Consider the following 23,839-nt stretch of genomic DNA (forward strand, 5'->3'; position numbering starts at 1 on the left):
AGTTCCATGGCGCGCATCGCATTCATCGTGGCCAACGACTTCGAGGACTCCGAGTTCCAGGTCCCCTTCGACAAGCTCAAGCAGGCGGGCCATGAGCCCGTCGTCATCGGCGTGGAGGCAGGCAAGACGCTCAAGGGGAAGAAGGGCGCGGAGATCCGCACGGAGAAGGCGGTGAAGGAGCTGAAGGCCGCGGACTTCGCCGCGCTGGTGATTCCTGGCGGCTACTCGCCGGACCACCTGCGCATGGACATCGGCATGGTCGGCTTCGTGCGCGACTTCTTCAAGGCGGACAAGCCCATCGCCGCCGTGTGCCACGGGCCGTGGATGCTGGTGGAGGCGGACATCGCGGACGAGCGCACCGTCACGTCGTTCCCCTCCATCAAGACGGACCTCATCAACGCCGGCGCGCGCTGGGTGGACCGCCAGGTGGTGGAGGACGGCAACCTCATCACGTCCCGCAAGCCGGACGACCTGGACGCCTTCTGCGCCGCCGTGCTGCGCCAGCTGAAGGACGGCATCGCCCCGCGTCTGGAGTCCCCGCTGGCCCCGGAAGCCGCCGCGGACCGCGCACCGCCAGTGCACTGAGCCGCCAACAGGGCGGAACGTGGTCCAACAGGACCCAGGCCCCCGGGGTGCCACGCGCGCTCCGGGGGCTTGTACGCAGGGGCGGATGGAGCGGATTTCCCGCGCGCCTTCCCGCGGAGGGAGCCCCCTTTTCGGAGGGAAGTGTTGCCGAGCGAACCTGTCTGCCCTGACGACGCATGGCGCTGTCGGGTCCATGCGTCAGGTTTTCGCTGCTCTGGAATTGTTCCGTTGTCTTTGGGCCTCCGGTACAAGACACTCAGACATCTGTACGGGGTTTCGCCAACCCCAGGGGAGTCATTTATTCCCCGAATTTTACAGCTGAGTTGCGATTGTGCAGTGTCGCTGCTTATTATTCCGGCCGCAGCGACCCCCTGACGGACCGCGCCATCACTGACGGTCTCCGTGGACCCCCTCATGAATCCGGCCCCCCGACCCGTCATGTCCCAGCCCCGTCAGGTCGTCCGGGCGGTGCTGAACGAAGCCCTGGAGAGCAAGCTGGGAGGCGAGGTGGTGGTGAAGTCCGCCACGGTCTCCGGCCGCATCTTCGTGGTGGAGCGCAAGGTGGCGTGGACGGTGCTGACGGGCCCGGGTGCGCGCAGCTTCTCCACGGCGCTCATCGACGCGCGGCTGGTGAGCCGTGAGGACGTCGAGCAGGTGATGGCGGAGTGCCGCAAGAGCGGCGGCAACTTCTGCGAGACGCTGGTGGCGTGGGGCCTGGTGCCGCGCGACACGCTGCGCGACCTGCTGTGCCGGCACCTGGGCGCGCAGCTGGAGGCGCTCTTCGGGCTGACGGAGGCGCAGGCCCTCTTCGTCCCGCAGCCGCGCTCCTACTCCAGTCAGCTGACGTTCGAGCTGGCGGAGCTGAGCGCCGACGCCACGCAACCGCAGCCCGCCAGTTCGCAGTCGCAGTCCCCTTCGAGTCCCCCCGTCCTATTGGAAAGAGAAGTCATGGCGAACGTGAAGCAGGCGCTGGAAGAGGCGATGAAGATTGACGGTGCGTTCGCGGTTTGTCTGGCGGATGCGAACAGCGGCATGACGCTGGGCAGCCTGGGTGGGTCCTCGACGTTCAACGTCGAGGCGGCGGCCGCGGGCAACACGGAAGTGATGCGCGCCAAGATGAAGACGATGAAGGCCCTGGGCATCAAGGACCGCATCGAGGACATGCTCATCACCCTGGGCGAGCAGTACCACATCATCCGCCCGCTCGCGGCGCGCGAGGGCCTGTTCCTCTACATCGCGCTGAACCGCTCGAACGCGAACCTGGCGATGGCGCGCTTCCGGATGGCGGACGTGGAGAAGGCCATCCAGCTCTGAGGTTCCATCACCCCTGACGCCCCACGCCGCCCGTTTCCCTCCCCGGGGAAGCGGGCGGTGGCGTTTCAGCGCGTCAGTGGTCGCCCGCGCGCTTCTCTCCGGCTTCCACGCGCAGGGCCAGGCGGTTGCCGCGCGGGGGCAGCGGGCAGGTGGCGAAGCGGGTGAAGGCGCACGGCGGATTGTAGGCGCGGTTGAAGTCCAGCACGACGCGCCCGTCCTTGTCCGGCAGCGGCGCGGAGAGGAAGCGGCCGGCGCCGTAGGTCGCGTCGCGGTTCGTCTCGTCGCCGAAGATGACGAACAGCTCGTCCGAGCCCTCCTCCAGCACCGGCATCAGGCGGTGCTCCTTGCCCGCCACCGTGAAGACGAGCGTGCCCGCGGACTTCATCTCCTCCGACATGCCCAGCACCGTGGGCACGCTGAGCATGCGCGGCTTCTCGTCCGGCACCAGCCGGGCCTCCACCTTCCAGTCCGCGCTGGCCGGGTACAGCGGGATGCCGTGGAACTGCTTGCGCGCCGCGGCCTCCGAGTCCTTCACCCGCACGCCCAGCCGGTCCCCGCGACGGATGACCTGGAAGCTCACGCTCCCCAGCCGCAACACGTCCGGCGCGCCCTTCTCGTCTGTCTTCAGCGCGCCCCCCGTGAAGGGCTTGCCCTCCAGCGTGAAGGCCACGCCCGCCGCGGGCTGGAAGCGCACGGTGTCACCCTGGCGCACGAACGTGCCCGCCTGGGCGGGCACCGGCGCGGGCAGCGGCACCGCGCTGTCGGGTGCGGAGCCGGCCTGCTGCTCGCCCTCCTTCAACCACGTGAGCCCCACCAGCGTCAGCCAGCCGTCCGGCGACGTCAGGCGTTGCAGCCGCTCGGCCTGCCACGCCTGGGTGGCGGCGGCGACGTCCTCCGTGGGGGCCTTCTGCTGCTCGGCCTTCGCGGCGGGCTTCGGGAGGGGCTTCGCGGGCGGCGCGGCGTGCAGGGCCAGGGACAGGACCAGGGCGAGGGTGCTCATGCGGATGGGGCCTCGAAGCGCGGGAGGGAAGGGGCGCTGGGCCATTGTCTAACAAAGCCCGCCCCCCATTGCGCGCGGCGCTCCCGCCGTGCAAAGGCTTGGGAAACCTTCCGTGAACCTGGACCTCCACCCCGCGCCCCCCGCCAGTGCCCTGCGCAAGCTCGCGCTGGGGACGTGGCGCGCGCCCCGCGACCCCACCGCCTACGCGGCGCTGGACGTGCGCATGGAGGCGGCGCTCGCGTTCATGGCCACGCACCGCACGCGCACCGGCCGCCGGCTGACGGTGACGCACCTGGTGGCGAAGGCCGCGGCGGACGCGCTGCGCCGCTACCCGGAGGCCAACGTCGTGCTGCGCGGCCAGCGCCCGTGGCTGCGCGAGGACGTGGGCGTCTGCGTGCTGGTGGTGCAGCCGGCGAGCGGTGCGTCGCGCGTGGACCTCACCACCGCCACCGTGCACCGCGCGGACCAGAAGTCGCTGGAGGCCCTGGCGGACGCCATGGAGTCGCGCGTGTCGCGGGTCCGCGCGCGCGAGGACGTGGAGATTGAACGGGGCAAGCGCCGCTCGTCGCTCCTGCCCGGCTGGCTGATGGGCCCCGCGCTGCGGCTGCTGTCCTTCGTCTGGTACGGCCTGAACGTGGACCTGCGCCGGGTGGGCATGCCCTTCGACCCGTTCGGCTCCGTGGCGGTGACGAACCTGGGCTCGCTGGGGCTGGAGCGGGGCTTCGTCGCGATGGTGCCCTACACGCGCGTGCCGCTCTTGCTGGCGCCCGGGCTCGTGCGGGACGTGCCCGTGGTGGAGGACGGCGCGCTGGTGCCCGGCAAGGCCATGACGCTCACCTGCACCTGGGACGCGCGCCTCATCGACGTGGACCTGGCGGCCCGGGTGCTCCGGCACATCGGCGGCGCGCTGGAGGACCCCCGGGGGTGGGATGCACCGGAGGACGAAGCGCGGTAGAACGGGGGCGTCATCCGGAGGTCAACGCCATGTCCGTGGATCCCTACCGTCGCGTCGGCTCGTCCCGTCCCGTGGGGCGGGTGCTGGGCGGCCAGGACCGCTTCGAGAAGGAAGCCCTGGAAGGCCCCCCCGAGGGCCCCCTCGCCATGGACCGCCGCCAGCGCATGGCCGGCGGCCCGTTGCCGGTGAACGGCGAGAGCCCCTTCGCCGCACGGCTGCGCAAGCTGGCCGCGTCGAACCCGGACGGCAAGGAGGACTGAAGCCCTCCAGCGCCGGGTTGCTCAGACCTGTCCGGCGCCGCCGTCCACGAAGAGCTCCGCGCCGTTGACGAAGCTGCTGTCGTCCGAGGCGAGGAACAGCGCCGCCTTCGCCACCTCGTCCGGCTGTCCCATGCGGCCCAGCGGGATGAGGCTGGTGAGGTAGTCCTTGATCTGCTTCGCCCCCGCCGCGTCGGGCGCCAGCCCGTTGAGTCCCGGCGTGTCGATGGGGCCCGGGCTGAGCGTGTTCACCCGGATGCTCCGCCCCTTCAAGTCCGTCGCCCACGTGCGCGCGAACGAGCGGATGGCCGCCTTCGTCGCCGCGTAGACGCTGAAGGCCGCCGAGCCGTCCGAGCCCGCGGTGGAGCCCGTCAGGATGACGGAGCCGCCGTCCTTCAGCAGCGGCAGCGCCTTCTGCACCGTGAACAGCGTGCCCTTCACGTTGACGTTGAACGTCTGGTCGAAGTGCGCCTCCGTGATGGTGCCCAGCGCCGCGAACTCGCCCCCGCCCGCGTTGGCGAACACCACGTCGAGGTGCCCCGACTCCTCCTTCACCCGCGCGTAGAGCCCATCCAGGTCCGCCATTACGGACACGTCCCCGCGCACGCCCACCGCGCCGTGGCCAATCTCCTTCACCGCCCGGTCCACCTCCGCCTGCCGGCGGCCGGTGAGGAACACCTTCGCCCCCTCCTGCGCGAAGCGCTTCGCGGTCGCGAAGCCGATGCCCGTGGTTCCACCCGTGACGACCGCCACCTTCCCGTCGAGCCTGCCCATGGTCCTGCTCCTTGTTCCGGGGCGCATGCGGCCCCGTGAAGCGCCAGCCCACCTGCTCCCCGTGTCACCGAGGAGTTATGGACTTTGTGGTCCATATCTAAGAATGGTGGACCGAACGGTCAATAACTTTTAATTTCAGGGCATGGCTCGGCCTCGGACATTCGATGAAGCCCAGGTGCTGCGCGCGGTGCGCGACCAGTTCTGGAACAAGGGATACGCGGCGACCTCCATGGATGACCTGATGCAGGCCACGGGGTTGGGCAAGGGCAGCCTCTACGGCGCCTTTGGCGACAAGCATCAGCTCTTCTTGAAGGTGTTCGACGCGTACTGCGTGAGCTCCGTGGAGTCGGTGAAGAAGACGCTGGAGGGGCCGGACGCCGGAGCGCTGGAGCGGCTGCGCCAGTACCTGCTGGGGGTGGCCACCGCGTCCGCGGCGCCCGCGAACCGGCGCGGGTGCCTGCTGGGGCGCGGCACCTCGGAGCTGGCGGCGCAGGACGCTCGGGTGGCGGACCGGGCGCTGGAGACCTTCCAGGGCCTGGAGGCCGCGTTCGTGCGCTGCCTGGAGCAGGCGAAGGCGCAGGGGGACCTCGCGGCCCACGCGGAGCCCCGGAAGCTGGGCGCCATGCTGCTCGCGGTCATGCGGGGGCTGGAGGCCGTGGGCAAGGCGGGCATGGACGAGGCCTCCTTGCGCGGCATGGTGGAGACGGCGTTCGAAGGCCTGCCCGTCGCGCCGAAGCGCCGCCGTTAGGGCCGCCCCTCTTCCGGGGACCCCCGCCTTCGGGCTAGGCACGGGGGCCTGACCGCCGGTGCGGGCGGTCACTCAACGGGATTGGGGGCATTGATGCGGAAGGCACACGCGGTGGCGGCGTCCATGGCGGCGCTGATGCTGGGGCAGACGGGCTGTTATCGGACGAGCATCGTCACGAACCTGCGGCCGGAGCCCACGGTCCACCAGGACCGGCAGTGGTTCACGGTGGCGGGCCTGGTGCCCGTGTCCAGCCCTCCTGGCAGCGAGTGCAAGAACGGCGTCGCGTGGGCGCAGAGCCGGGCGACCGTCAGTGACTTCCTCATCCAGGCGGGCCTCGCGGTGGCGGGCGCGTTCATCGGGTCGGCGGTGTGTGCCGGCGGCAACCGGACCACCGAGGAGCAGGGCAACTGCGCCGCGATCGGCCTGCTGCTGCCCACGGTCCTGGTGGGTTCGCGCACCGTGGCCTACTCCTGCGTGTCGGAGTACCAGAACGTCAATCCAAGACAGGACCTGGGCCCGCGCCCGGAGGCGCCCGCACGTGTCCCGGACGACGCGAACACGCCGGAGGAGGGCGAGGTGCCGGTGCCTGGAGCGCCGACCCCGCCGCCGCTGCCGCCGCCCGGCGCGGTGCCGGAGACGAGCCCCGGCCTCTGAACCACGCCCGGACGCGGCGTGGAGTCCTTTTCCGCGCCGCGCCCGGGATGTCTGTCTATTCGCCGCGCTTCAGGCGCGCCCGCGCCGGGCCCTCCTTGGAGCGGTTGCGCTCCATCCGCTTGTGCTCCCGCTGCGCGGCGGCGTCCGTCTGGCGGTGCAGGAAGGCCTGTTCGCGCTGGAGCTTCTCGAAGCTCGCGCGCCGCTCCTGGGAGAGCGTGCCGTCCTCCACCGCCGCCCTCACCGCGCACCCCGGCTCGTTCTGGTGGCCGCAGTCGTTGAAGCGGCAGCCGGTGGCCAGCGCGAGGACGTCCGCGAAGGCGTGGGCCAGGCCCTCGTCATCGTCGCCCCACAGGCCCACCTCGCGCATGCCGGGCCCGTCGATGATGAGGCCGCCGTGCTCCAGCACGAACAGCTCGCGGTGCGTGGTGGTGTGCCGGCCCCTGTCGCCCTCCGCGCTCACGGGCTGGGTGGCGAGCCGCGCGGCGTCCAGCAGCCGGTTGGTGAGCGTGGACTTGCCCACGCCGGACGAGCCCAGCAGCGCGCCCGTCCTCCCGGCGGGAAGCCGCGCGCGCACGTCCTCCACGCCCAGGCCCGTGCGTGCGCTCACCGCGAGCACGTCCACGCCGGGGGCCAGCGCCTCCACCTCCAGGACGCGCTCGGCGGCGTCGTCCGCGAGGTCCGCCTTGGTCAGGAGCACGACGGGCGTGGCGCCGCTGTTCCAGGCCACGGTGAGGGAGCGCTCGATGCGGCGGGGGTTGAAGTTGCCGTCCAGCCCCACGACGAGGAACACCACGTCCACGTTGGCGGCGATGAGCTGCCCGTCGTGTTCGCTGCCCGCCTCGCGCCGCTTCAGGAGGCTGCGGCGGGGCAGCACGGCGTGCATCAGCGCCTCGCCGTCACCGGAGGCGGGCGGTTGCAGGAGGACCCAGTCGCCCACGGTGGGCAGGGCCTCCACGCCCTGGGCCTGATGGAGGAGGCGTCCGGCGGCGCGCGCGAGGAAGGCCGAACCGGCGGTCTGGACGGTGAGCAGTCCCCGCTGCTGGCGCACGACGCGCCCGGGGACGAGGGACGCGGAGGAAGACGACTGCGAAACGAAAGAAGACAGCGCGAGGTCGAGGTCGGGACCCCAGCCGAGGGTTTCAAGTGACACTTGGGGAACTCCGGGCAGAGCGATGCCAGGGCCGCGCGGAGGAGGACTCCGGGGCGCCGGGCGTGAAGGAAGCGGGGCTCGCGCTGCGACGGACGACGGTGCTGCGACCGGCTCAGCGGATGAGCGCCCGCGTGGCGGACAGGGCCGCGACGACGACAAGGGGCGGCATCACAGGACAGGCCTCCTCATGGTTCGGGGTCAGCGGCGGTCATCGCCGGACCGGACATCGGACGGGGACCCTAGCAATTCCTGTCGGCGGCTGGCCACCCCTTGAAGGGCCCGGGTGTTTTCCCTCTTGAACCTCACGCGACGTGAGGTTGTACCCATCGCATCCAGTCACGCGAAGGGCGGTGACTGGAAAGGGGTGAGGCATGCAGCACACGGAGCTGAAGGTAGGGGAGCTGGCCCGGCGCACGGGGCTGTCCATCCGCGCGCTGCACCACTACGACGAGATTGGCTTGCTCAAGCCCTCGGCGCACACGGCGTCGGGGCACCGGCTCTACACGGCGGCGGACATCGCCCGCCTGAGTCACATCCTGTCGCTCAAGCAGCTCGGGTTCTCGCTGGAGGAGATCTCCGAGATGCTGGGCCGGGCGGACTTCTCCGCCCTGCGCGTGGTGGAGCTGCGGCTCCAGCGGGCCCGGGAGCAGCTGGCGGAACAGCGTCAGCTCTGCGACCGCCTGGATTCCCTCGCACGACAGCTGCGCGCGGCGGAGCCCGTCTCCGCCGACGACTTCCTACAGACCATCGAGGCCATGACCATGTTCGAGAAGTACTACACCCCGGAGCAGTTGAAGGAGCTGGAGGCCCGTCGCCAGGCGATGGGGGACGACGCCATCCAACAGGTGGAGGCCGAGTGGCCCCGCCTCATCGCGAGCATGCGCGAGCAGATGGAGCAGGGCGCCGACCCCGCGTCCGAGCCGGTGCGCGCGCTGGCCACGCGCTGGCGCGAGCTGATCCGCGCCTTCACGGGCGGCAACCCCGGCATCGAGAAGTCACTCCAGACGCTGCACCAGCAGGAGCCGCAGGTGGCCCAGCGTCAGGGCCGCGACCCGAAGCTCATGGAGTACGTGGGCCGGGCGATGGCCTGTCTGGACGCGCCGAAGTAAAGCCAGACATGGCGGCGGCCGCCAGCGAAGGGCTGGCGGCCGTACCGTCATTCAAAGGCATCCACGCGGAAGGCTACTGGCCGCCGACGGTGCCGGCGGACGAACCATTGGAGCCGCTGGTGCCGGTGCCGCCCACGCCGCCGATGGTGCCGCCGGAGCCGCTGGTGCCGGTGCCGCCGACGCCACCCGTGCCGGTCGTGCCGCTGGTGCCGCCCGTACCGGTGCCGCCCGGGTTGATGACGGTCGAGCCGTTGCTCTCGGTACCGGGCGCGGTGGAGCCGGTGGTGCCGGTGTTGGAGCCACCGATGGTGCCGGTGCTCCCGGAACCACCGATGGTGCCGTTGCTCCCGGAGCCATTGATGGTGCTGCCGGTATTCGTGCCGGAGCCGCCGTAGGTGCCGGTGCTGGTTCTGGGCGAGGTGTCACCGGTGCCGTAGTTGCCGGTGCTCGTCCCCGTGGAGGGCACGGTGCTCCCGGTGCCGAAGGTGTCCGAGCTGGAGCCGGTGTTCGTGGGCGAGCCCGTGCCGATGCCGCTGGTCCCGGTGCCGCCCGTGCCGGAAGTGCTGCCGCCGGTGGTGCCGGTGCCGGTCGTGCCCGGAGTCGCGGTCGTGCCGGAGCCAGATCCGCCCGTGCCGGTGGCCGTGTTGCCCGTCTCCACGCCCGTGGAGTTGTTGGTGCCCGGGGTGTACGTGCCGCTGGAGCCGGCGGTGCCCGTCTGCCCGCTGTTGACCATCTCCGGAGAGCCGCCCGTGGAGCCGGGCGTCGTCCCGGGGCTCGATCCGTCGCCTACCTGCTGGGCGAACGCGCTGGTGGAGAGCAGGAAGCTGAAGGCCAGTGCCGCGGTGCCAATGGAGCGTCGCATGTGAAGAACCCTTTCATGCCGTTTGAGGCGTAAAGGTGTGTGCTTCAGGCGACACGGCAACCCGTCGAAAGAAGCCAGCACATGGCAGGCCGCCAGCTCGCAGGTCGTTCATGGGACAAAGCGCGCGGGGCAGGGCTTGCACGCATGTGCTCCCGATACCTCGGTGTGACTGCAACGAAGCACGAAGCCCGGAAGTCCCGTGTGCTGGGATCCAGGAGGGACGCCACGTGATGTTCAGGAAGCAGGCTTCCGTGTCGCGGTGAGCAGTCTTCGCTCCCGTTCTGTGCTGTCCTCCCGGTCCGGAAGGGAGCGCGCGTGAGCGGACGGGAGGTGCAGCTGGCGGCGGGCCGCAAGAGCGCGCGACAGACGCGAAGCGCGAGCGCACGCGCCTGGACGCTCACGCTCGTCATCGCCGCGAGCCTGGGCCTGCTCCTCTACGTCGCCACCACCAGCCTCCCGTACCTCATCGCCTCACCCGCTGGAGACGCGCACCTGGGCGCGCTCAATGACTGTCTGGCGCGACAGCTCGAGGGGGCCACTCGGCTGGGCTGGGCCGTGGCGCCGGATGCGTCGCGCGCGGCGGTGTTCGGGCCCCGCGTCGTCGCGGTCTGTGGCGAGGACGGGTCGCACTCGCGGCTGGAGGTCCCCGGTGCCACCGCGCTCACCTTCGACGGCGAGCGCCACCTGTGGGTCGCCACCGGAGGCCGCCTGCTGCGTGAACGGGACGGCGCGCTCCAGCCCGTGGGCGACATCGCGCCGCCGGAGTGGCTGATCGGCCACGCGGGCGGCGTCCTCGCGCTGGACGCCACTGGACAGCTCGTCTCAGTGGCACCGGACGGCAAGGTGCTGGGCCAGGCGCAGGTGCCGGGCCCCGGAGGGCGGCTGTCCGTCGGCCCCGGGGGCGTGCTGGCTGCGGTGGAGTGGGGCGGCGGCGTCATCGTCTACGACGCCCGCACCCTGGAACTCGTGCGAGCGGAGGCCCCCTGCACCGTGGAGTTCCTCTGGTGGCTGGACGGCGCGGATCAGGTCTTGCTGGCCTGTGGCGCGCCCGCTTCCCCGGACGCACCGGGGCCCACTTCGCTCCGCTTCAACGTTCGCACCGGCGCCCGTGAAGCCGTGCCCGCCAGCACGCGCGCGCCTGCCCGGAGGCTCTCGGGCCGGGCGCTGTATGTGCAGGGGTGTGATGGGTTCCCGTGCACGGCCTCGCCCCCCTGAAACTGTTATGGGGAGGTTCCGCTCCGGGAATCGCCGTCCTCGTCAGGGCTTTCGGGGTTGGTGGGACCCACGGTCAGGTAGGGCGTTGAGTGCCTGACACAAGGGGCCCTCCCACCCCGGCTTAACATTCGACAAACCCGCGAACTCATTGGACGTTCCTGGGATCGCGGGCCGGTTTCCCAGTACCAGCCGCAACGCATTCGCCGATCAGGGGTCTCACACGTGGACGACACCAAGGTTTCCAGCTCCTCCGCTCCCCGCAAGCGCGCCAACGGGCGCAAGACTGCAGGGACCGCAGCAAGTCAGGACGCTGGCCTGCCAGGGGGCCGCTCCTCCGCCAACGTGGCGGCCAACCGGCTGAGCAACGCCGCCGAGCCCGCGCCCACCCGCCGCGCTCCTGCTCGCGGACGCAACGGCAACAGCCGTCAGGCGGCGGATGACGGTCTGCGCCCCGGTGGCCCGCCTCCGCTCCAGCAGCTGCTGGCGGCGCTCCGGGCCGTGCAGGGCGGTGACTTCTCCGTGCGGCTGCCTTCGGGCGCGCAGGACGTGGTGATGGATGAGATCGCCCGCGCGTTCAACGCGGTGGTGACGCTCAACTCCACGCTCACCCACGAGATCGTCCGTGTGGAGCGCGTCGTCGGCCGCGAGGGCCGCATGGGCGAGCGCGTGACGCTCGGTGACGTGCGTGGCGACTGGGCCACCAGCGTCCAGTCCATCAACGCCCTCATCGGCGACCTGGTGCAGCCCACCACGGAAGTCGCCCGCGTGCTGGTGGCGGTGGCCGAAGGCGACCTCACCCAGAAGATGGCGCTGGAGATCGACGGCCAGCCCGTGAAGGGCGAGTTCCTCCGCATCGGCACCACCGTGAACGCGATGGTGGATCAGCTCAACAGCTTCGCCGCCGAAGTGACGCGCGTCGCGAAGGAGGTCGGCACCGAAGGCAAGCTGGGTGGCCAGGCCGACGTGAAGGGCGTGTCCGGCGTGTGGAAGGACCTCACGGACAACGTGAACGTCCTCGCCGGCAACCTCACCGCGCAGGTGCGAAACATCGCGGAGGTCACCACGGCGGTGGCCCGCGGTGACCTGTCCCGCAAGATCACGGTGGACGTGAAGGGCGAGGTCCTCGAACTGAAGAGCACCATCAACACGATGGTGGACCAGCTCAACAGCTTCGCCTCCGAAGTGACGCGCGTCGCGCGCGAAGTGGGTACGGAAGGAAAGCTGGGCGGTCAGGCCGCGGTGTCCGGCGTGTCCGGCACGTGGAAGGACCTCACGGACAACGTGAACTTCATGGCGTCCAACCTCACGACGCAGGTGCGCGGCATCGTGAAGGTGGTGACGGCGGTCGCCAACGGCGACCTCACCCAGAAGCTGATGGTGCCGTCGCAGGGTGAGATCGCCGCGCTGGGCGCCACGCTGAACAACATGACGGACACGCTCAACGTGTTCGCGCAGCAGGTGACCAGCGTCGCGCGCACGGTGGGCGTCGAGGGCAAGCTGGGCGCCCAGGCCCAGGTGCCCGGCGCCGCGGGGACGTGGAAGGACCTCACGGACAACGTGAACCTGATGGCGTCCAACCTCACCAGCCAGGTGCGCAACATCGCGGAGGTCTCCACCGCCGTCGCCAATGGCGACCTGTCGCGGAAGATCACCGTGGACGTGAAGGGCGAGGTGCTGGAGCTCAAGAGCACCATCAACACGATGGTGGACCAGCTCCGCGCGTTCGCCGCCGAAGTGACCCGCGTCGCGAAGGAAGTGGGTACGGACGGCAAGCTGGGTGGTCAGGCCGCGGTGCCCGGCGTCGGCGGCACGTGGAAGGACCTCACGGACAACGTGAACAGCATGGCGTCCAACCTCACCACCCAGGTGCGCAACATCGCCCTGGTGACGACGGCGGTGGCCACCGGTGACCTGTCCAAGAAGATCACCGTCGACGCGCGCGGCGAAATCCTGGAGCTGAAGAACACCATCAACACGATGGTGGATCAGCTCAACAGCTTCGCCTCCGAAGTGACCCGCGTCGCGCGCGAGGTGGGTACGCACGGCAAGCTGGGCGGTCAGGCGGAAGTGAAGGGCGTGTCCGGTACGTGGAAGGACCTTACGGACAACGTGAACTTCATGGCGTCCAACCTCACCACGCAGGTGCGCGGCATCGCCAAGGTCGTGACCGCGGTCGCCAACGGCGACCTCACCCAGCGCCTGAAGATGGAGGCCAAGGGCGAGGTGGCGGAGCTCGCGGACACCATCAACGCGATGACCCAGACGCTCTCCATCTTCGCGCAGCAGGTGACGGACGTCGCGCGCACGGTGGGCGTGGAAGGCAAGCTGGGCGCCCAGGCCGTGGTGCCGGGCGTCGCGGGCACCTGGAAGGACCTCACGAACAACGTGAACCTCCTGGCGAACAACCTCACGGACCAGGTCCGTAACATCGCCGAGGTCACGACGGCGGTCGCGAAGGGCGACCTGTCCCGCAAGATCACGGTCGATGCGAAGGGCGAGGTGCTGGAGCTCAAGAGCACCATCAACACGATGGTGGACCAGCTCCGCGCGTTCGCCGCCGAAGTGACGCGCGTCGCGAAGGAAGTGGGCACGGACGGCAAGCTGGGCGGTCAGGCCGACGTGAAGGGCGTGTCCGGCGTGTGGAAGGACCTCACGGACAACGTGAACAGCATGGCCTTCAACCTCACCACCCAGGTGCGCGGCATCGTCAAGGTGGTGACGGCGGTGGCCGACGGCGACCTGTCCCAGAAGCTGGTGATGGAAGCCAAGGGTGAGATCGCCGCGCTCGCGGACACCATCAACGCGATGACCCAGACGCTGTCCGTCTTCGCGCAGCAGGTGACGGACGTCGCGCGCACGGTGGGCGTGGAGGGCAAGCTGGGCGCCCAGGCCGAAGTGCCGGGTGTGGCCGGTACGTGGAAGGACCTCACGAACAACGTGAACCTGCTGGCCAACAACCTCACGGCCCAGGTGCGAAACATCGCGGAGGTCACGACGGCTGTCGCGAACGGCGACCTGTCCAAGAAGATCACCGTCGACGCGAAGGGCGAGGTGCTGGAGCTCAAGAGCACCATCAACACGATGGTGGACCAGCTCCGCGCGTTCGCCGCCGAAGTGACGCGCGTCGCGAAGGAAGTCGGTACGGAAGGCAAGCTGGGCGGTCAGGCGGACGTGAAGGGCGTGTCCGGCGTGTGGAAGGACCTCACGGACAACGTGAACGTCCTCGCCGGCAACCTGACGGACCAGGTGCGCAACATCGCCAAGGTGACGACGGCGGTCGCGAACGGCGACCTGTCCCAGAAGATCACCGTGAGCGTGAAGGGCGAGGTGCTGGAGCTGAAGAACACCATCAACACGATGGTGGACCAGCTCCGCGCGTTCGCGTCCGAAGTCACGCGCGTCGGCAAGGAAGTGGGTACGGAGGGCAAGCTGGGCGGCCAGGCCGCGGTGCCCGGTGTCGCGGGCGTGTGGAAGGACCTCACGGACAACGTGAACGTCCTCGCCGCGAACCTCACGGACCAGGTGCGCAACATCGCCAAGGTGACCACGGCGGTGGCCTACGGCGACCTGTCGCAGAAGATCTCCGTGGAGGCGAAGGGCGAGATCCTGGAGCTCAAGAGCACCATCAACACGATGGTGGACCAGCTCCGCGCCTTCGCTTCCGAAGTGACCCGCGTCGCGAAGGAAGTGGGTACGGACGGCAAGCTGGGTGGTCAGGCCGCGGTGCCTGGCGTCGCCGGTACGTGGAAGGACCTCACGGACAACGTGAACAGCATGGCGTCCAACCTCACCAGCCAGGTGCGCAACATCGCGCTGGTGACGACGGCGGTCGCGAACGGCGACCTGTCCAAGAAGATCACCGTCGACGCGAAGGGCGAAATCCTGGAGCTGAAGAACACCATCAACACGATGGTGGACCAGCTCAACAGCTTCGCCTCCGAAGTGACCCGCGTGGCCCGAGAGGTGGGCGCGGAAGGAAAGCTGGGCGGTCAGGCGGAAGTGAAGGGCGTGTCCGGCACGTGGAAGGACCTCACGGACAACGTGAACTTCATGGCCCGCAACCTCACGACGCAGGTGCGCGGCATCGTGAAGGTGGTGACCGCGGTCGCCAACGGCGACCTCAAGCAGAAGCTGGTGGTGGACGCGAAGGGCGAAGTGGCCGCCCTGGCGGAGACCATCAACAACATGACCGACACGCTGGGCATCTTCGCGGAGCAGGTCTCCACGGTGGCCCGCGAGGTGGGCGTGGAAGGGAAGCTGGGCGGCCAGGCCCGCGTGCCCGGTGTGGCCGGCACGTGGAAGGACCTCACGGACAACGTGAACTTCATGGCGTCCAACCTCACCACCCAGGTGCGCGGCATCGTGCGCGTGGTGACGGCGGTGGCCAACGGCGACCTGACCCAGAAGCTCATCGTGGACGCGAAGGGCGAAGTGGCGGCGCTCGCGGACACCATCAACAACATGACCGACACGCTGGGCACCTTCGCGGAGCAGGTCTCCACGGTGGCCCGCGAGGTGGGTATCGAAGGAAAGCTGGGCGGCCAGGCCCGCGTGCCCGGTGCGCGCGGCACGTGGCGGCAGCTGACGGACAACGTGAACCAGCTGGCCGGTACGCTCACCAGCCAGCTGCGCGCCATCTCCGACGTGGCCACCGCCGTGACCAAGGGCGACCTGACCCGCAGCATCACGGTCGTCGCCGAAGGCGAGGTCGCGGCGCTGAAGGACAACATCAACCAGATGATCGTCAACCTGCGTGAAACGACGCAGAAGAACCAGGAGCAGGACTGGCTCAAGACGAACCTGGCGAAGTTCAGCGGCATGATGCAGGGCCAGAAGTCCCTGGACGCCGTCAGCCGCCTCATCATGAGCGAGCTGACCCCGCTGGTGTCCGCGCACCACGGCGCCTTCTTCCTCTCCGACCCCGAGGGCGGCATCCCGTCCCTCAAGCTCACCAGCACCTACGCGTACCGGGAGCGCAAGCACCTGGCGAACCGCTTCCGGCTGGGTGAGGGGCTCGTCGGCCAGTGCGCGCTGGAGAAGAAGACCATCCTCCTCACGCGCGTGCCGTCGGACTACATCACCATCTCCTCCGGCCTGGGCGAGTCCGCGCCGCTCAACATCATCGTCCTGCCCGTCCTCTTCGAGGGCGAGGTGAAGGCGGTCATCGAGCTGGCCTCGTTCCACCCGTTCAGCGCCATCCATCAAATCTTCCTGGATCAGCTGACGGAGAGCATCGGCGTGGTGCTCAACATGATCATGGCGAACATGCGCACGGAGACGCTGCTCTCCGAGTCGCAGCGCCTGACCCAGGAGCTCCAGAGCCAGTCGCGCGAGCTGACCCAGCAGCAGGACGAGCTCAAGCGCACCAACATCGAGCTGGAGGACAAGGCGAAGGAGCTGGCGGACCAGAACACCCGCGTGGAGGAGAAGAACCGCGAGGTGGAGCTGGCGCGCGTCAGCCTGGAGGAGAAGGCGGAGCAGCTCACCATCATCTCCAAGTACAAGAGCGAGTTCCTGGCCAACATGAGCCACGAGCTGCGCACGCCGCTCAACTCGCTGCTCATCCTGGCCAAGCTCCTGTCCGACAACAAGGACGGGAACCTGTCCAACAAGCAGGTCGAGTACGCCAACACCATCTACGCGTCCGGCGGGGACCTGCTCAGCCTCATCAACGAGATCCTCGACCTGTCCAAGGTGGAGGCGGGCAAGATGCAGGTGGAGCCCCGGGACATCGTCCTCACGGAGCTCAACCAGTTCATCGAGCGCAGCTTCCGCCCGGTGGCGGACCAGAAGGGCCTCACCTTCCAGGTGGAGGTGCTGGCCGGAACGCCGCGCCACGTGCGCACGGATCCGCAGCGGCTGCAGCAGGTGCTCAAGAACCTGCTCTCCAACGCCTTCAAGTTCACCGACGACGGCGGCGTGAAGCTCACCGTGCGCCTGGCGGACAAGGGCATGCGCTTCGACCACGAGGCGCTGCGCCGCTCGCGCCACGTGCTGGCCTTCGCCGTGAAGGACACCGGCATCGGCATCGCCAAGGACAAGCAGCGCATCATCTTCGAGGCGTTCCAGCAGGCGGACGGCTCCACCGCGCGCAAGTACGGCGGCACGGGCCTGGGCCTGTCCATCAGCCGTGAAATCGCCAAGCTGCTGGGCGGCGAAATCCGCCTGGAGAGCGAGCCGGGCAAGGGCAGCACCTTCACCCTCTACCTGCCCCCGGAGTACCAGGGCGCGGACGAGGACGGCGCGCAGGGCAGTGACTCGGCTGGCCGCGCGCTGGGGGCCCTGCCGGAATCGCACCTGCCCCCGGCCTCGTCCGGCACCGCCACGCCGCCGCCCCTCGCGCCGTCGCCCCTGGTGTCGGAGCCGCAGGCCCACGTGCTGGATGCCGCGTTGCCTCCGCAGGTGGAGGGCTCCCACACGCCCGTCGTGGTGGAGGACGACCGCGAGCTCATCCGCGAGGGTGACCGCACGCTGCTCATCATCGAGGACGACCTGAAGTTCGCCCGCATCATGGTGCAGATGGCGCGCGAGAAGGGCTTCAAGGCCCTGGTCGCCACGCGCGGCGACAGCGGCCTGTCCATGGCGCACGAGTACCAGCCGGACGCCATCACCCTGGACATCCAGCTGCCCGTGGTGGATGGCTGGAGCGTGCTGGACCGCCTCAAGCGCAACCCGCGCACGCGCCACATCCCCGTCCACATCATCAGCGTGATGGACAAGCACCTGGGCAACACCCAGGGCGCGTTCGGCTACCTCACCAAGCCCGTGAGCAAGGAGGGCCTGGAGCGCGTCTTCGGCCAGCTGTCGCGCTTCCTGGAGCGCCGGGAGCGCCGCCTGCTCGTCATTGAAGACGACGACGTGCAGCGCAGCAGCCTCACCCAGCTGCTCAGCGACGGCGGCGACGTCGTCGTCACCCCGGTGGCGTCCGGCGCGGAGGCCCTCCAGAAGCTGGAGGAGAACGAGTACGACTGCCTCGTCATCGACCTCCTGTTGCCCGACATGGACGGCATCAAGCTGGTGGAGGAGGTAAAGACGCAGCAGCGCTTCCGCGACCTGCCCATCGTCGTCTACACCGGCCGTGAATTGACGCCCAAGGACGAGGCCCGGCTGCGCCGCTACACCGGCAGCGTCATCCTGAAGAGCGGCGCGAAGAGCCCGGACCAGCTGCTCAGCGACACGGCGCTCTTCCTGCACCGCCTGGACGAGAACCTCCCGGCGCGCGCGCGCGCGGCCCTGGCGCAGCGCAACGACCAGGACGCTCCGCTGGCGGGCAAGAAGGTGCTCCTGGTGGATGACGACATGCGCAACATCTTCGCGCTCACCAGCGTGCTGGAAAATCACAGCATGCAGGTCGTCTTCGCGGAGAACGGGCGGGCCGCCATCGAGATGCTCGGCCAGCACCCCGACGTGGACGTCGTGCTGATGGACGTGATGATGCCGGAGATGGATGGCTATGAAACCATGCGTGCCATCCGCAAGGACGCCAAGTACGCCAGCCTGCCCATCATCGCCGTCACCGCGAAGGCGCTGAAGGACGACCGCGAGAAGTGCATGGCCGCCGGCGCGAGTGACTACCTGCCCAAGCCGGTGGACACCGACAAGCTGTTGGAATTGGTCCGGTTGTGGGTGAGTGCTTGATACTCAACGAGGACGATCCATCCTCCTGCCCCCTTTGCACTTCCGTCTGGAAGGGGGCAGCCCTAGCCTTGTCCGCCGTGTCTCGGGTCACCTGACCCACGCGCTCACCCACCGCGCACATGAACTCCACTGAGCACACTCCGGAACGTCCCCAGGAAGCCGCCGCCTCGCCGCGCGCGGCCATCCTGATGGTGGACGACCATCCGGCCAACCTGCTGGCGCTGGAAGCCATCCTCGAGCCGTTGGGCCAGGACCTGGTGAAGGCGACCAGCGGCGAGGAGGCGCTCAAGCAGCTGTTGCAGCGCGACTTCGCGGTCATCCTGATGGACGTGCAGATGCCGGGCCTGGACGGGTTCCAGACGGCGGCGCTCATCAAGCAGCGCGAGCGCACGCGCACCATCCCCATCATCTTCCTCACCGCGCTCAGCCGTGACGCGGCGCATGTCTTCAAGGGGTACGCGCACGGCGCGGTGGACTACCTGCTCAAGCCCTTCGACCCGGAAATCCTCCGCTCGAAGGTCAGCGTCTTCGTGGACCTGTTCCTCAAGGAGCAGCAGCTCCAGCGCCAGGCCACCCTGCTGCGCCAGCGCGACCGCGAGGCCCTGGAGCGCCAGAGCGCGCTGCGCTACCGCCGGCTCACGGAGGCCCTGCCGGAGCCCATGTGGGCGGCCCGTGCGGATGGGTCGCTGACGTACGCCAACCGGGCCTGGCGCGACTACACCGGCCACCAGGAAGGGTATGAGCTGTCGCTCTCCTCCTTCCTCCAGGACGTGCACCCGGCGGACCGCGAGCGGATGCGCACGGTGTGGGCGGACGCGGTGGTGCAGCTGCAGAACAGCACGGAGGAGTTCCGGCTGCGGCGCAAGGACGGCGTCTACCGCTGGCACCTGGCGCGCGCGGTGCCGGAGCACGACGAGCACGGGGCGCTGGTGGGCTGGCTGGCCATCGCCACGGACATCGACGACAAGCGGCGCGCCGAGGAGGCGCTGGCGCGCTTCAAGACGACGCTGGACGCCACGCTGGACTGCGTCCTGATGTTCACCCCGGACACGCTCACGCTCGCGTACGCGAACGCGGGCGCGGCCAAGCAGCTGTCCGCCACGGTGGAGGAGCTGGTGGGCCTGTCGGTGCTGGAGGTGGAGAGCGCCTTCGACGAGACGGGCTTCCGCAAGCTGCTGGCGCCGCTCATGTCCGGCACGCTGCCGTCGCAGACGTACTCCACCAACCACCGCCGCCGCGACGGCACGGAGGTGCCGGTGGAGGTGGTGCTCCAGTACGTGGCGGAAGGCGAGGGCTCCGGCCGCTTCATCTCCGTGGCGCGCGACATCACGGAGCGTCAGCGCGCGGAGACGGCGCTGCGGCTGGCGAGCGAGGCGAAGGACGCGTTCCTCGCCGCCGCGAGCCACGAGCTGCGCACGCCGCTGGCCGCGGCGAAGGGCCACGCGCACCTGGCGCTGCTCAAGCTGGGCGGCCAGACGGAGGCGGGCCCCGGCAAGTCGCTGCAGATCATCAACCGGCAGATCGACCGCATGGCGAAGCTGGTGGAGGACCTGCTGGACATCAGCCGCCTGCAGGCGGGCCGGCTGTCGCTGGAGCTGGAGCCGTTTGATTTGTCGCAGCTGGTGCTGGAGACGCGGGACCGCATGGCGGTGCTGTCGCAGACGCACGAGCTGAAGGTGGAGGTCCCCGAGCGGCTGGAGGGCACGTGGGACCGCGGGCGGTTGGACCAGGTGCTGACGAACCTGCTGTCCAACGCCATCCGCTACTCGCCGGAGGGCGGCCAGGTGCTGGTGCGCCTGGTGGCGGAGGGCGACAGCGGCGTGCACCTGTCCGTGAAGGACCAGGGCGTGGGCATCCCCAGCGAGAAGCAGCGCATCATCTTCGAGCGCTTCGGCCGCGCGCACGGCAGCAAGTACGGCGGGCTGGGGCTGGGGCTCACCATCAGCCAGGGCATCGTGGAGCAGCACGGCGGCCGCATCTGGGCCGAGTCCACGGGCACCGCCGGCCAGGGCTCCACCTTCAACGTCTGGCTGCCGCGGCGCACCGAGGCCCAGGCGGCGACGCCGACGGAAATCTCGCGCACCCCGAGCTGAACGTGCGCGTCGGGTGGGGACGCGGCCTGCGTCCCCCCGGGACGCCGCGCGCGGGGTGAGGCGGCAGGGGCCAGGGGGAAGGGGCGTTGGTATGGGCCGTGCTCTGCCTGGGGCCATGCCCTCGTCCTCGCGCCCCAACATCCTCATCCTCACGGTCGACCAGCTCCAGTTCCCCCGCTTCGCCTATGGGCCGGAGGGCGGCTTCCTGCCCGCCATCAAGGACATCCTGGGCTTCGTGGAGGAGGGCGGGGAGGACAACCCGTTCCGGAAGTTCTTCCCCGGCTTCGAGGCGCTGCGGAAGAACGCGGCGGTGTTCCGCAACCACACCATCGCGGCGTCGGCGTGCACGCCCAGCCGCGCGGTCATCTACACGGGGCAGTACGGCACGCGCACGGGCGTCACGCAGACGGACGGCCTGTTCAAGAGCGGCGACGCGGCGGCCTTCCCGTGGCTGTCGGCGCAGGGGATTCCGACGCTGGGGCACTGGTTCCAGAAGGCGGGCTACCACACGCACTACTTCGGCAAGTGGCACGTGAGCAATCCGCCGGACCACTCGTTGAAGCAGTACGGCTTCGACGACTGGGAGCTGTCGTATCCGGAGCCGCACGGGGCCTCCATCAACAACCTGGGCGCGTTCCGCGACGAGGGCTTCGCGGACCTGACGTGCGGCTTCCTGAGGCGGATGGCGCTGGGTGAGCCGTACAACCGGGCGCTCGGGGAGCAGTCCTACGCGGCGCCCCGGGCCGCCGCGCCGAGTGATGAGGCTCAGCCGTGGCTGGCGGTGGCGTCGTTCACCAACCCGCACGACATCGCGACGTATCCCATCCTGCCGCGGCAGTTGGATCCGAACGGGCCCAAGGTGGGGCCGCTGACGGTGCCGGCGCAGGGGGCGCGGTCGGTGACGCCCACGGCGGGGACGTTCACGGTGCCGCTGAACCCGCTGGGGTTCCCGCAGGACAACGCGGGCGTGCCGACGAACCTGCGCGACACGCTGAAGAACAAGCCGGACTGCCAGCGGGACTACGCGTACAAGATGGGGCTCGCGCTGTCGTCGAAGACGGGGCTGACGCTGCACCAGGCGAACGAGAACATCGACCCGGTGACGGTGACGTTGAACTCGGGCATCCCGTTCCAGCTGACGCACGACCCGGACAAGGCGGCGGAGCGCTTCCAGCAGTACTACGCGTGGCTCATCCACCTGGTGGACGGGCACATCGCGCGGGTGCTGCGGACGCTGGACGAGACGGGGCTGCGGGAGAACACGATGGTGGTGTTCCTCTCCGACCACGGCGAGTACGGCGCGGCGCACGGCTACCTGATGGAGAAGTGGCACGCGTCCTACCAGGAGGCGCTGCACGTGCCGCTGGTGGTGCAGTTCCCGCAGGAGCAGGCGACGCGGTACATCGACGCGCTGACGAGCCACGCGGACATCGTGCCCACGGTGCTGGGGTTGGCGGGAATCAGCCGGGAGGAGCAGGCGGCGATCCGCACGGACCTGCGGCTGCACCGTCCGGTGCCGCCGTTCGTGGGCGCGGACCTGAGCCCGCTGGCGAGGGGCGAGGCGACCACGGTGCTGGAGCCCAACGGCACGCCGCGCGAGGGCGTGCTCTTCGTGACGGACGACGAAATCACGGAGCCCCTGCCGCGCACGGGAGACCCGCACCAGGTGCACGACGACGCGCTGTTCGCCGTCTACACGCGCGCGGTGGCGCGGCTGCGCGAGCAGGGCAAGGTGCCCGGCTTGAAGCAGGGCGCGGTGTGCCAGCCCAACCACGTCCGCTGCGTGCGCACGCCCCGCTGGAAGCTGGCGAGGACGTTCGACCCGTCCGGGGAGCACGCGGACCAGTGGGAGCTGTATGACCTGGAGACGGATCCGCTGGAGATGGACAACCTGCTCGTCTTCGACCAGCCGTTCCCGACGCTGATTGAGTCCCTGCCGCGAGGGCTGTCGCGCGTGGAGGTGGAGGAGGCCGCGCGAGCGACGCATGCGCTGCTGGAGCGGTACGAGGTGGAGAAGCTGTCGCCGTGGCCGCAGGGTTAGAGGAACCGGCGGAGCCACCGGTTCGTGTCGCGCCTGTCGAGGGGTAGGTCCTCCCCTTCGTACTGGAAGAGGAAGGGCTCCATCAGGCGGGCCAGTGCGCGGTACTGTGGGGGAATGGCCTTCGCCTGCGTGTCGATAGGGTCTGGCCATTCATCCAGGGTGACGAGGACGCGGTCACCGTCCATGGGGAGCACAGAGACCTTCGGGAAGGGGAGCGCGTTCCGGAGCGCGTCGATGCCGCCCATCTGTCCCAGTAAGGGCTGGCCCAGGAACGTGAGCCAGGCGGGGCTGAGGGCTTGGGTTCCGAGGATGGAGCCGAAGTCCTCGATGTTGTGAAGGTCCATGCCCGGGTATCGGAGGAGGAGGGCTTCGATCAGCTCTCCTCTGGAGGCGCTCCAGTGGCTTCCCGGAGAAATGATGGCGAAGCTGGCGTAGCCGAAGCTGAAGGGCAGATCTTCAGCCAGCTCCAGTGCCAGGACGCGAAACGAGGCGGCTCCGTTCTCCTGGAGGAGTTCGGTGGGAAACGTGAATGATACCGAGACGAAGGGCGCCTTGCCGAAGGGATTGTCGCTGGACCAGCCTTCGTATTCGAAGATGTAGCCGCTGGAGACCTCTCCTCCTCCTGGGCTTTCCATCAGCAGCGCACTGCCGCTGTAGTCCGAGGGGCGCTCGATCATCTGCTGGCGAGCGACCTCCCAGCCTCTGTCGTCGAGTTCCAGGATGTCGCCATCGTCCGCTCCGTACCAACCCAGCGAGCCAGGGGGAATGGTCTGACGATAGCGCTGCAACGCACGCCACACCTTCAGCGCGACCTCCTTGTGCTCACGCTGGATGAAGAAGCGGAGGACGACGCCATCGCGGGCTGTGGGAACGGGGGGCTCGCCTCTCGACCACAGGCGGATGACTGGGTAGTCCTTTGTCATGGCGTCACCTCTCGATTCCTCTGCGGGGCGAAACGAGCAGGGCCTGTCCCCCCAGCGCGTCCTGATAGAGGGTTTTCTGAGACATGTCTTCGTAGGGGCTGCCCCGGCCGTAACGCGTCCAGTGCGGGAGATTGCTATCAGGGCAGGGGAACTTGAAGTCGAGGGTGAGCGCAGCCTTCAACAGGTTGCGGTCGCCGTGAAGCACGAGGTCCGGCTTGAGGGTGCCCCGAAGTTCCTCGGTGCAGCCTTCGGCGATGAGTCGTGCTTCCTCCTTCCGGCTGACTGTCTCCACCATCCGGGCGTTCGGGTAGTAGCGGTAGCGCTGCTCGATGCTGAAGGGCGCGGGCCACAGCTCCTTCAGCACCTGCTCCGCGCATGCCAGGGCGAGCACGTGCTTCCGCTTACCGAGTTGCATGGCCCGGGTGACGGGCTTGCCGCAGCGGTCCGTCTCCACCACCTCGGCGCACTCCTGCCGCGTCGGGGCCGGTCCTGGAAGTAGCGCGCGTTTCCCACCTGCTCGG

17 protein-coding genes are annotated in these 23,839 nt (G+C 69.4%); 11 read left to right on the forward strand and 6 right to left on the reverse strand.

The annotated features are described in order from the left end of the window. Positions 1-6: 6 nt before the first annotated feature. The gene (locus AABA78_RS10845; protein ID WP_338262888.1) at positions 7-585 is read left to right on the forward strand and encodes a type 1 glutamine amidotransferase domain-containing protein; all 579 of its coding nucleotides are present in this window, start codon (positions 7-9) and stop codon (positions 583-585) included. 438 nt (positions 586-1,023) lie between these two features. Continuing rightward, the gene (locus tag AABA78_RS10850) at positions 1,024-1,899 is read left to right on the forward strand and encodes a hypothetical protein (RefSeq protein ID WP_338262889.1); all 876 of its coding nucleotides are present in this window, start codon (positions 1,024-1,026) and stop codon (positions 1,897-1,899) included. A 73-nt stretch (positions 1,900-1,972) separates the two neighbouring features. Here AABA78_RS10850 and AABA78_RS10855 read toward each other — a convergent pair whose 3' ends face one another. Next, positions 1,973-2,899 carry a DUF1684 domain-containing protein gene (locus AABA78_RS10855; protein ID WP_338262890.1) on the reverse strand — a complete coding sequence of 309 codons (927 nt, stop codon included), beginning with the start codon at positions 2,897-2,899 and terminating at the stop codon, positions 1,973-1,975. Positions 2,900-3,011: 112 nt separating this feature from the next. On the opposite strand from AABA78_RS10855, the gene AABA78_RS10860 reads away from it, so the two are divergent. Both AABA78_RS10860 and AABA78_RS10865 read left to right on the forward strand, forming a co-directional pair. Next, positions 3,012-3,854 (forward strand): 2-oxo acid dehydrogenase subunit E2, encoded by an 843-nt coding sequence (locus tag AABA78_RS10860; protein ID WP_338262891.1) that lies wholly within the window; start codon positions 3,012-3,014, stop codon positions 3,852-3,854. A 29-nt stretch (positions 3,855-3,883) separates the two neighbouring features. After that, positions 3,884-4,114: a hypothetical protein gene (locus AABA78_RS10865; RefSeq protein ID WP_171422034.1), complete on the forward strand. Its 231-nt coding sequence runs from the start codon at positions 3,884-3,886 to the stop codon at positions 4,112-4,114. 21 nt (positions 4,115-4,135) lie between these two features. Here AABA78_RS10865 and AABA78_RS10870 read toward each other — a convergent pair whose 3' ends face one another. Continuing rightward, entirely contained in the window at positions 4,136-4,885 is a 750-nt protein-coding gene (locus AABA78_RS10870; RefSeq protein ID WP_338262892.1) for an SDR family oxidoreductase, read from the reverse strand. A 142-nt stretch (positions 4,886-5,027) separates the two neighbouring features. Between AABA78_RS10870 and AABA78_RS10875 the strand changes: the two genes are divergently transcribed. Together AABA78_RS10875 and AABA78_RS10880 are read left to right on the forward strand one after the other, a co-directional pair. After that, positions 5,028-5,633, forward strand: coding sequence for a TetR/AcrR family transcriptional regulator (locus tag AABA78_RS10875; RefSeq protein WP_171422032.1), 606 nt, complete (start codon positions 5,028-5,030; stop codon positions 5,631-5,633). Positions 5,634-5,726: 93 nt separating this feature from the next. Next, positions 5,727-6,287: a hypothetical protein gene (locus AABA78_RS10880; RefSeq protein ID WP_338262893.1), complete on the forward strand. Its 561-nt coding sequence runs from the start codon at positions 5,727-5,729 to the stop codon at positions 6,285-6,287. Between the two features lie 55 nt (positions 6,288-6,342). Here the strand turns inward: AABA78_RS10880 and rsgA are convergent, their stop codons facing one another. Continuing rightward, the gene (rsgA, locus tag AABA78_RS10885) at positions 6,343-7,437 is read right to left on the reverse strand and encodes a ribosome small subunit-dependent GTPase A (protein WP_338262894.1); all 1,095 of its coding nucleotides are present in this window, start codon (positions 7,435-7,437) and stop codon (positions 6,343-6,345) included. Positions 7,438-7,808: 371 nt separating this feature from the next. Here rsgA and AABA78_RS10890 point away from each other — a divergent pair, with 371 nt between their 5' ends. Beyond that, the gene (locus AABA78_RS10890; RefSeq protein ID WP_338262895.1) at positions 7,809-8,546 is read left to right on the forward strand and encodes a MerR family transcriptional regulator; all 738 of its coding nucleotides are present in this window, start codon (positions 7,809-7,811) and stop codon (positions 8,544-8,546) included. Positions 8,547-8,619: 73 nt separating this feature from the next. Here AABA78_RS10890 and AABA78_RS10895 read toward each other — a convergent pair whose 3' ends face one another. Continuing rightward, positions 8,620-9,408 carry a hypothetical protein gene (locus AABA78_RS10895; RefSeq protein ID WP_338262896.1) on the reverse strand — a complete coding sequence of 263 codons (789 nt, stop codon included), beginning with the start codon at positions 9,406-9,408 and terminating at the stop codon, positions 8,620-8,622. A gap of 315 nt (positions 9,409-9,723) precedes the next feature. Here AABA78_RS10895 and AABA78_RS10900 point away from each other — a divergent pair, with 315 nt between their 5' ends. The 4 genes from AABA78_RS10900 (at position 9,724) to AABA78_RS10915 (ending at position 22,395) form a co-directional block, all read left to right on the forward strand. Next, positions 9,724-10,623: a hypothetical protein gene (locus AABA78_RS10900; RefSeq protein ID WP_338262897.1), complete on the forward strand. Its 900-nt coding sequence runs from the start codon at positions 9,724-9,726 to the stop codon at positions 10,621-10,623. A gap of 222 nt (positions 10,624-10,845) precedes the next feature. Then, a complete protein-coding gene (locus AABA78_RS10905) occupies positions 10,846-18,261 on the forward strand; it encodes a HAMP domain-containing protein (RefSeq protein WP_338262898.1) in 7,416 nt (2,471 codons plus the stop codon). Positions 18,262-18,380: 119 nt separating this feature from the next. Further along, complete coding sequence (locus AABA78_RS10910; RefSeq protein WP_338262899.1) at positions 18,381-20,354, forward strand: hybrid sensor histidine kinase/response regulator; 1,974 nt, start codon at positions 18,381-18,383, stop codon at positions 20,352-20,354. Between the two features lie 115 nt (positions 20,355-20,469). Continuing rightward, on the forward strand, positions 20,470-22,395 hold the full coding sequence (locus AABA78_RS10915) for a sulfatase-like hydrolase/transferase (protein WP_338262900.1): 1,926 nt from the start codon (positions 20,470-20,472) through the stop codon (positions 22,393-22,395). On the opposite strand, the gene AABA78_RS10920 is transcribed toward AABA78_RS10915, so the two are convergent. Continuing rightward, positions 22,392-23,318, reverse strand: a complete 927-nt coding sequence (locus AABA78_RS10920; RefSeq protein ID WP_338262902.1) for a type VI immunity family protein — start codon at positions 23,316-23,318, stop codon at positions 22,392-22,394. The two genes, AABA78_RS10915 and AABA78_RS10920, sit on opposite strands and share 4 nt — an antisense overlap. A gap of 4 nt (positions 23,319-23,322) precedes the next feature. Next, entirely contained in the window at positions 23,323-23,775 is a 453-nt protein-coding gene (locus AABA78_RS10925) for a nucleotidyl transferase family protein (protein ID WP_338262903.1), read from the reverse strand. Between the last annotated feature and the right edge of the window lie 64 nt (positions 23,776-23,839).

This window comes from Corallococcus caeni (assembly GCF_036245865.1).
GTDB lineage: Bacteria > Myxococcota > Myxococcia > Myxococcales > Myxococcaceae > Corallococcus > Corallococcus caeni.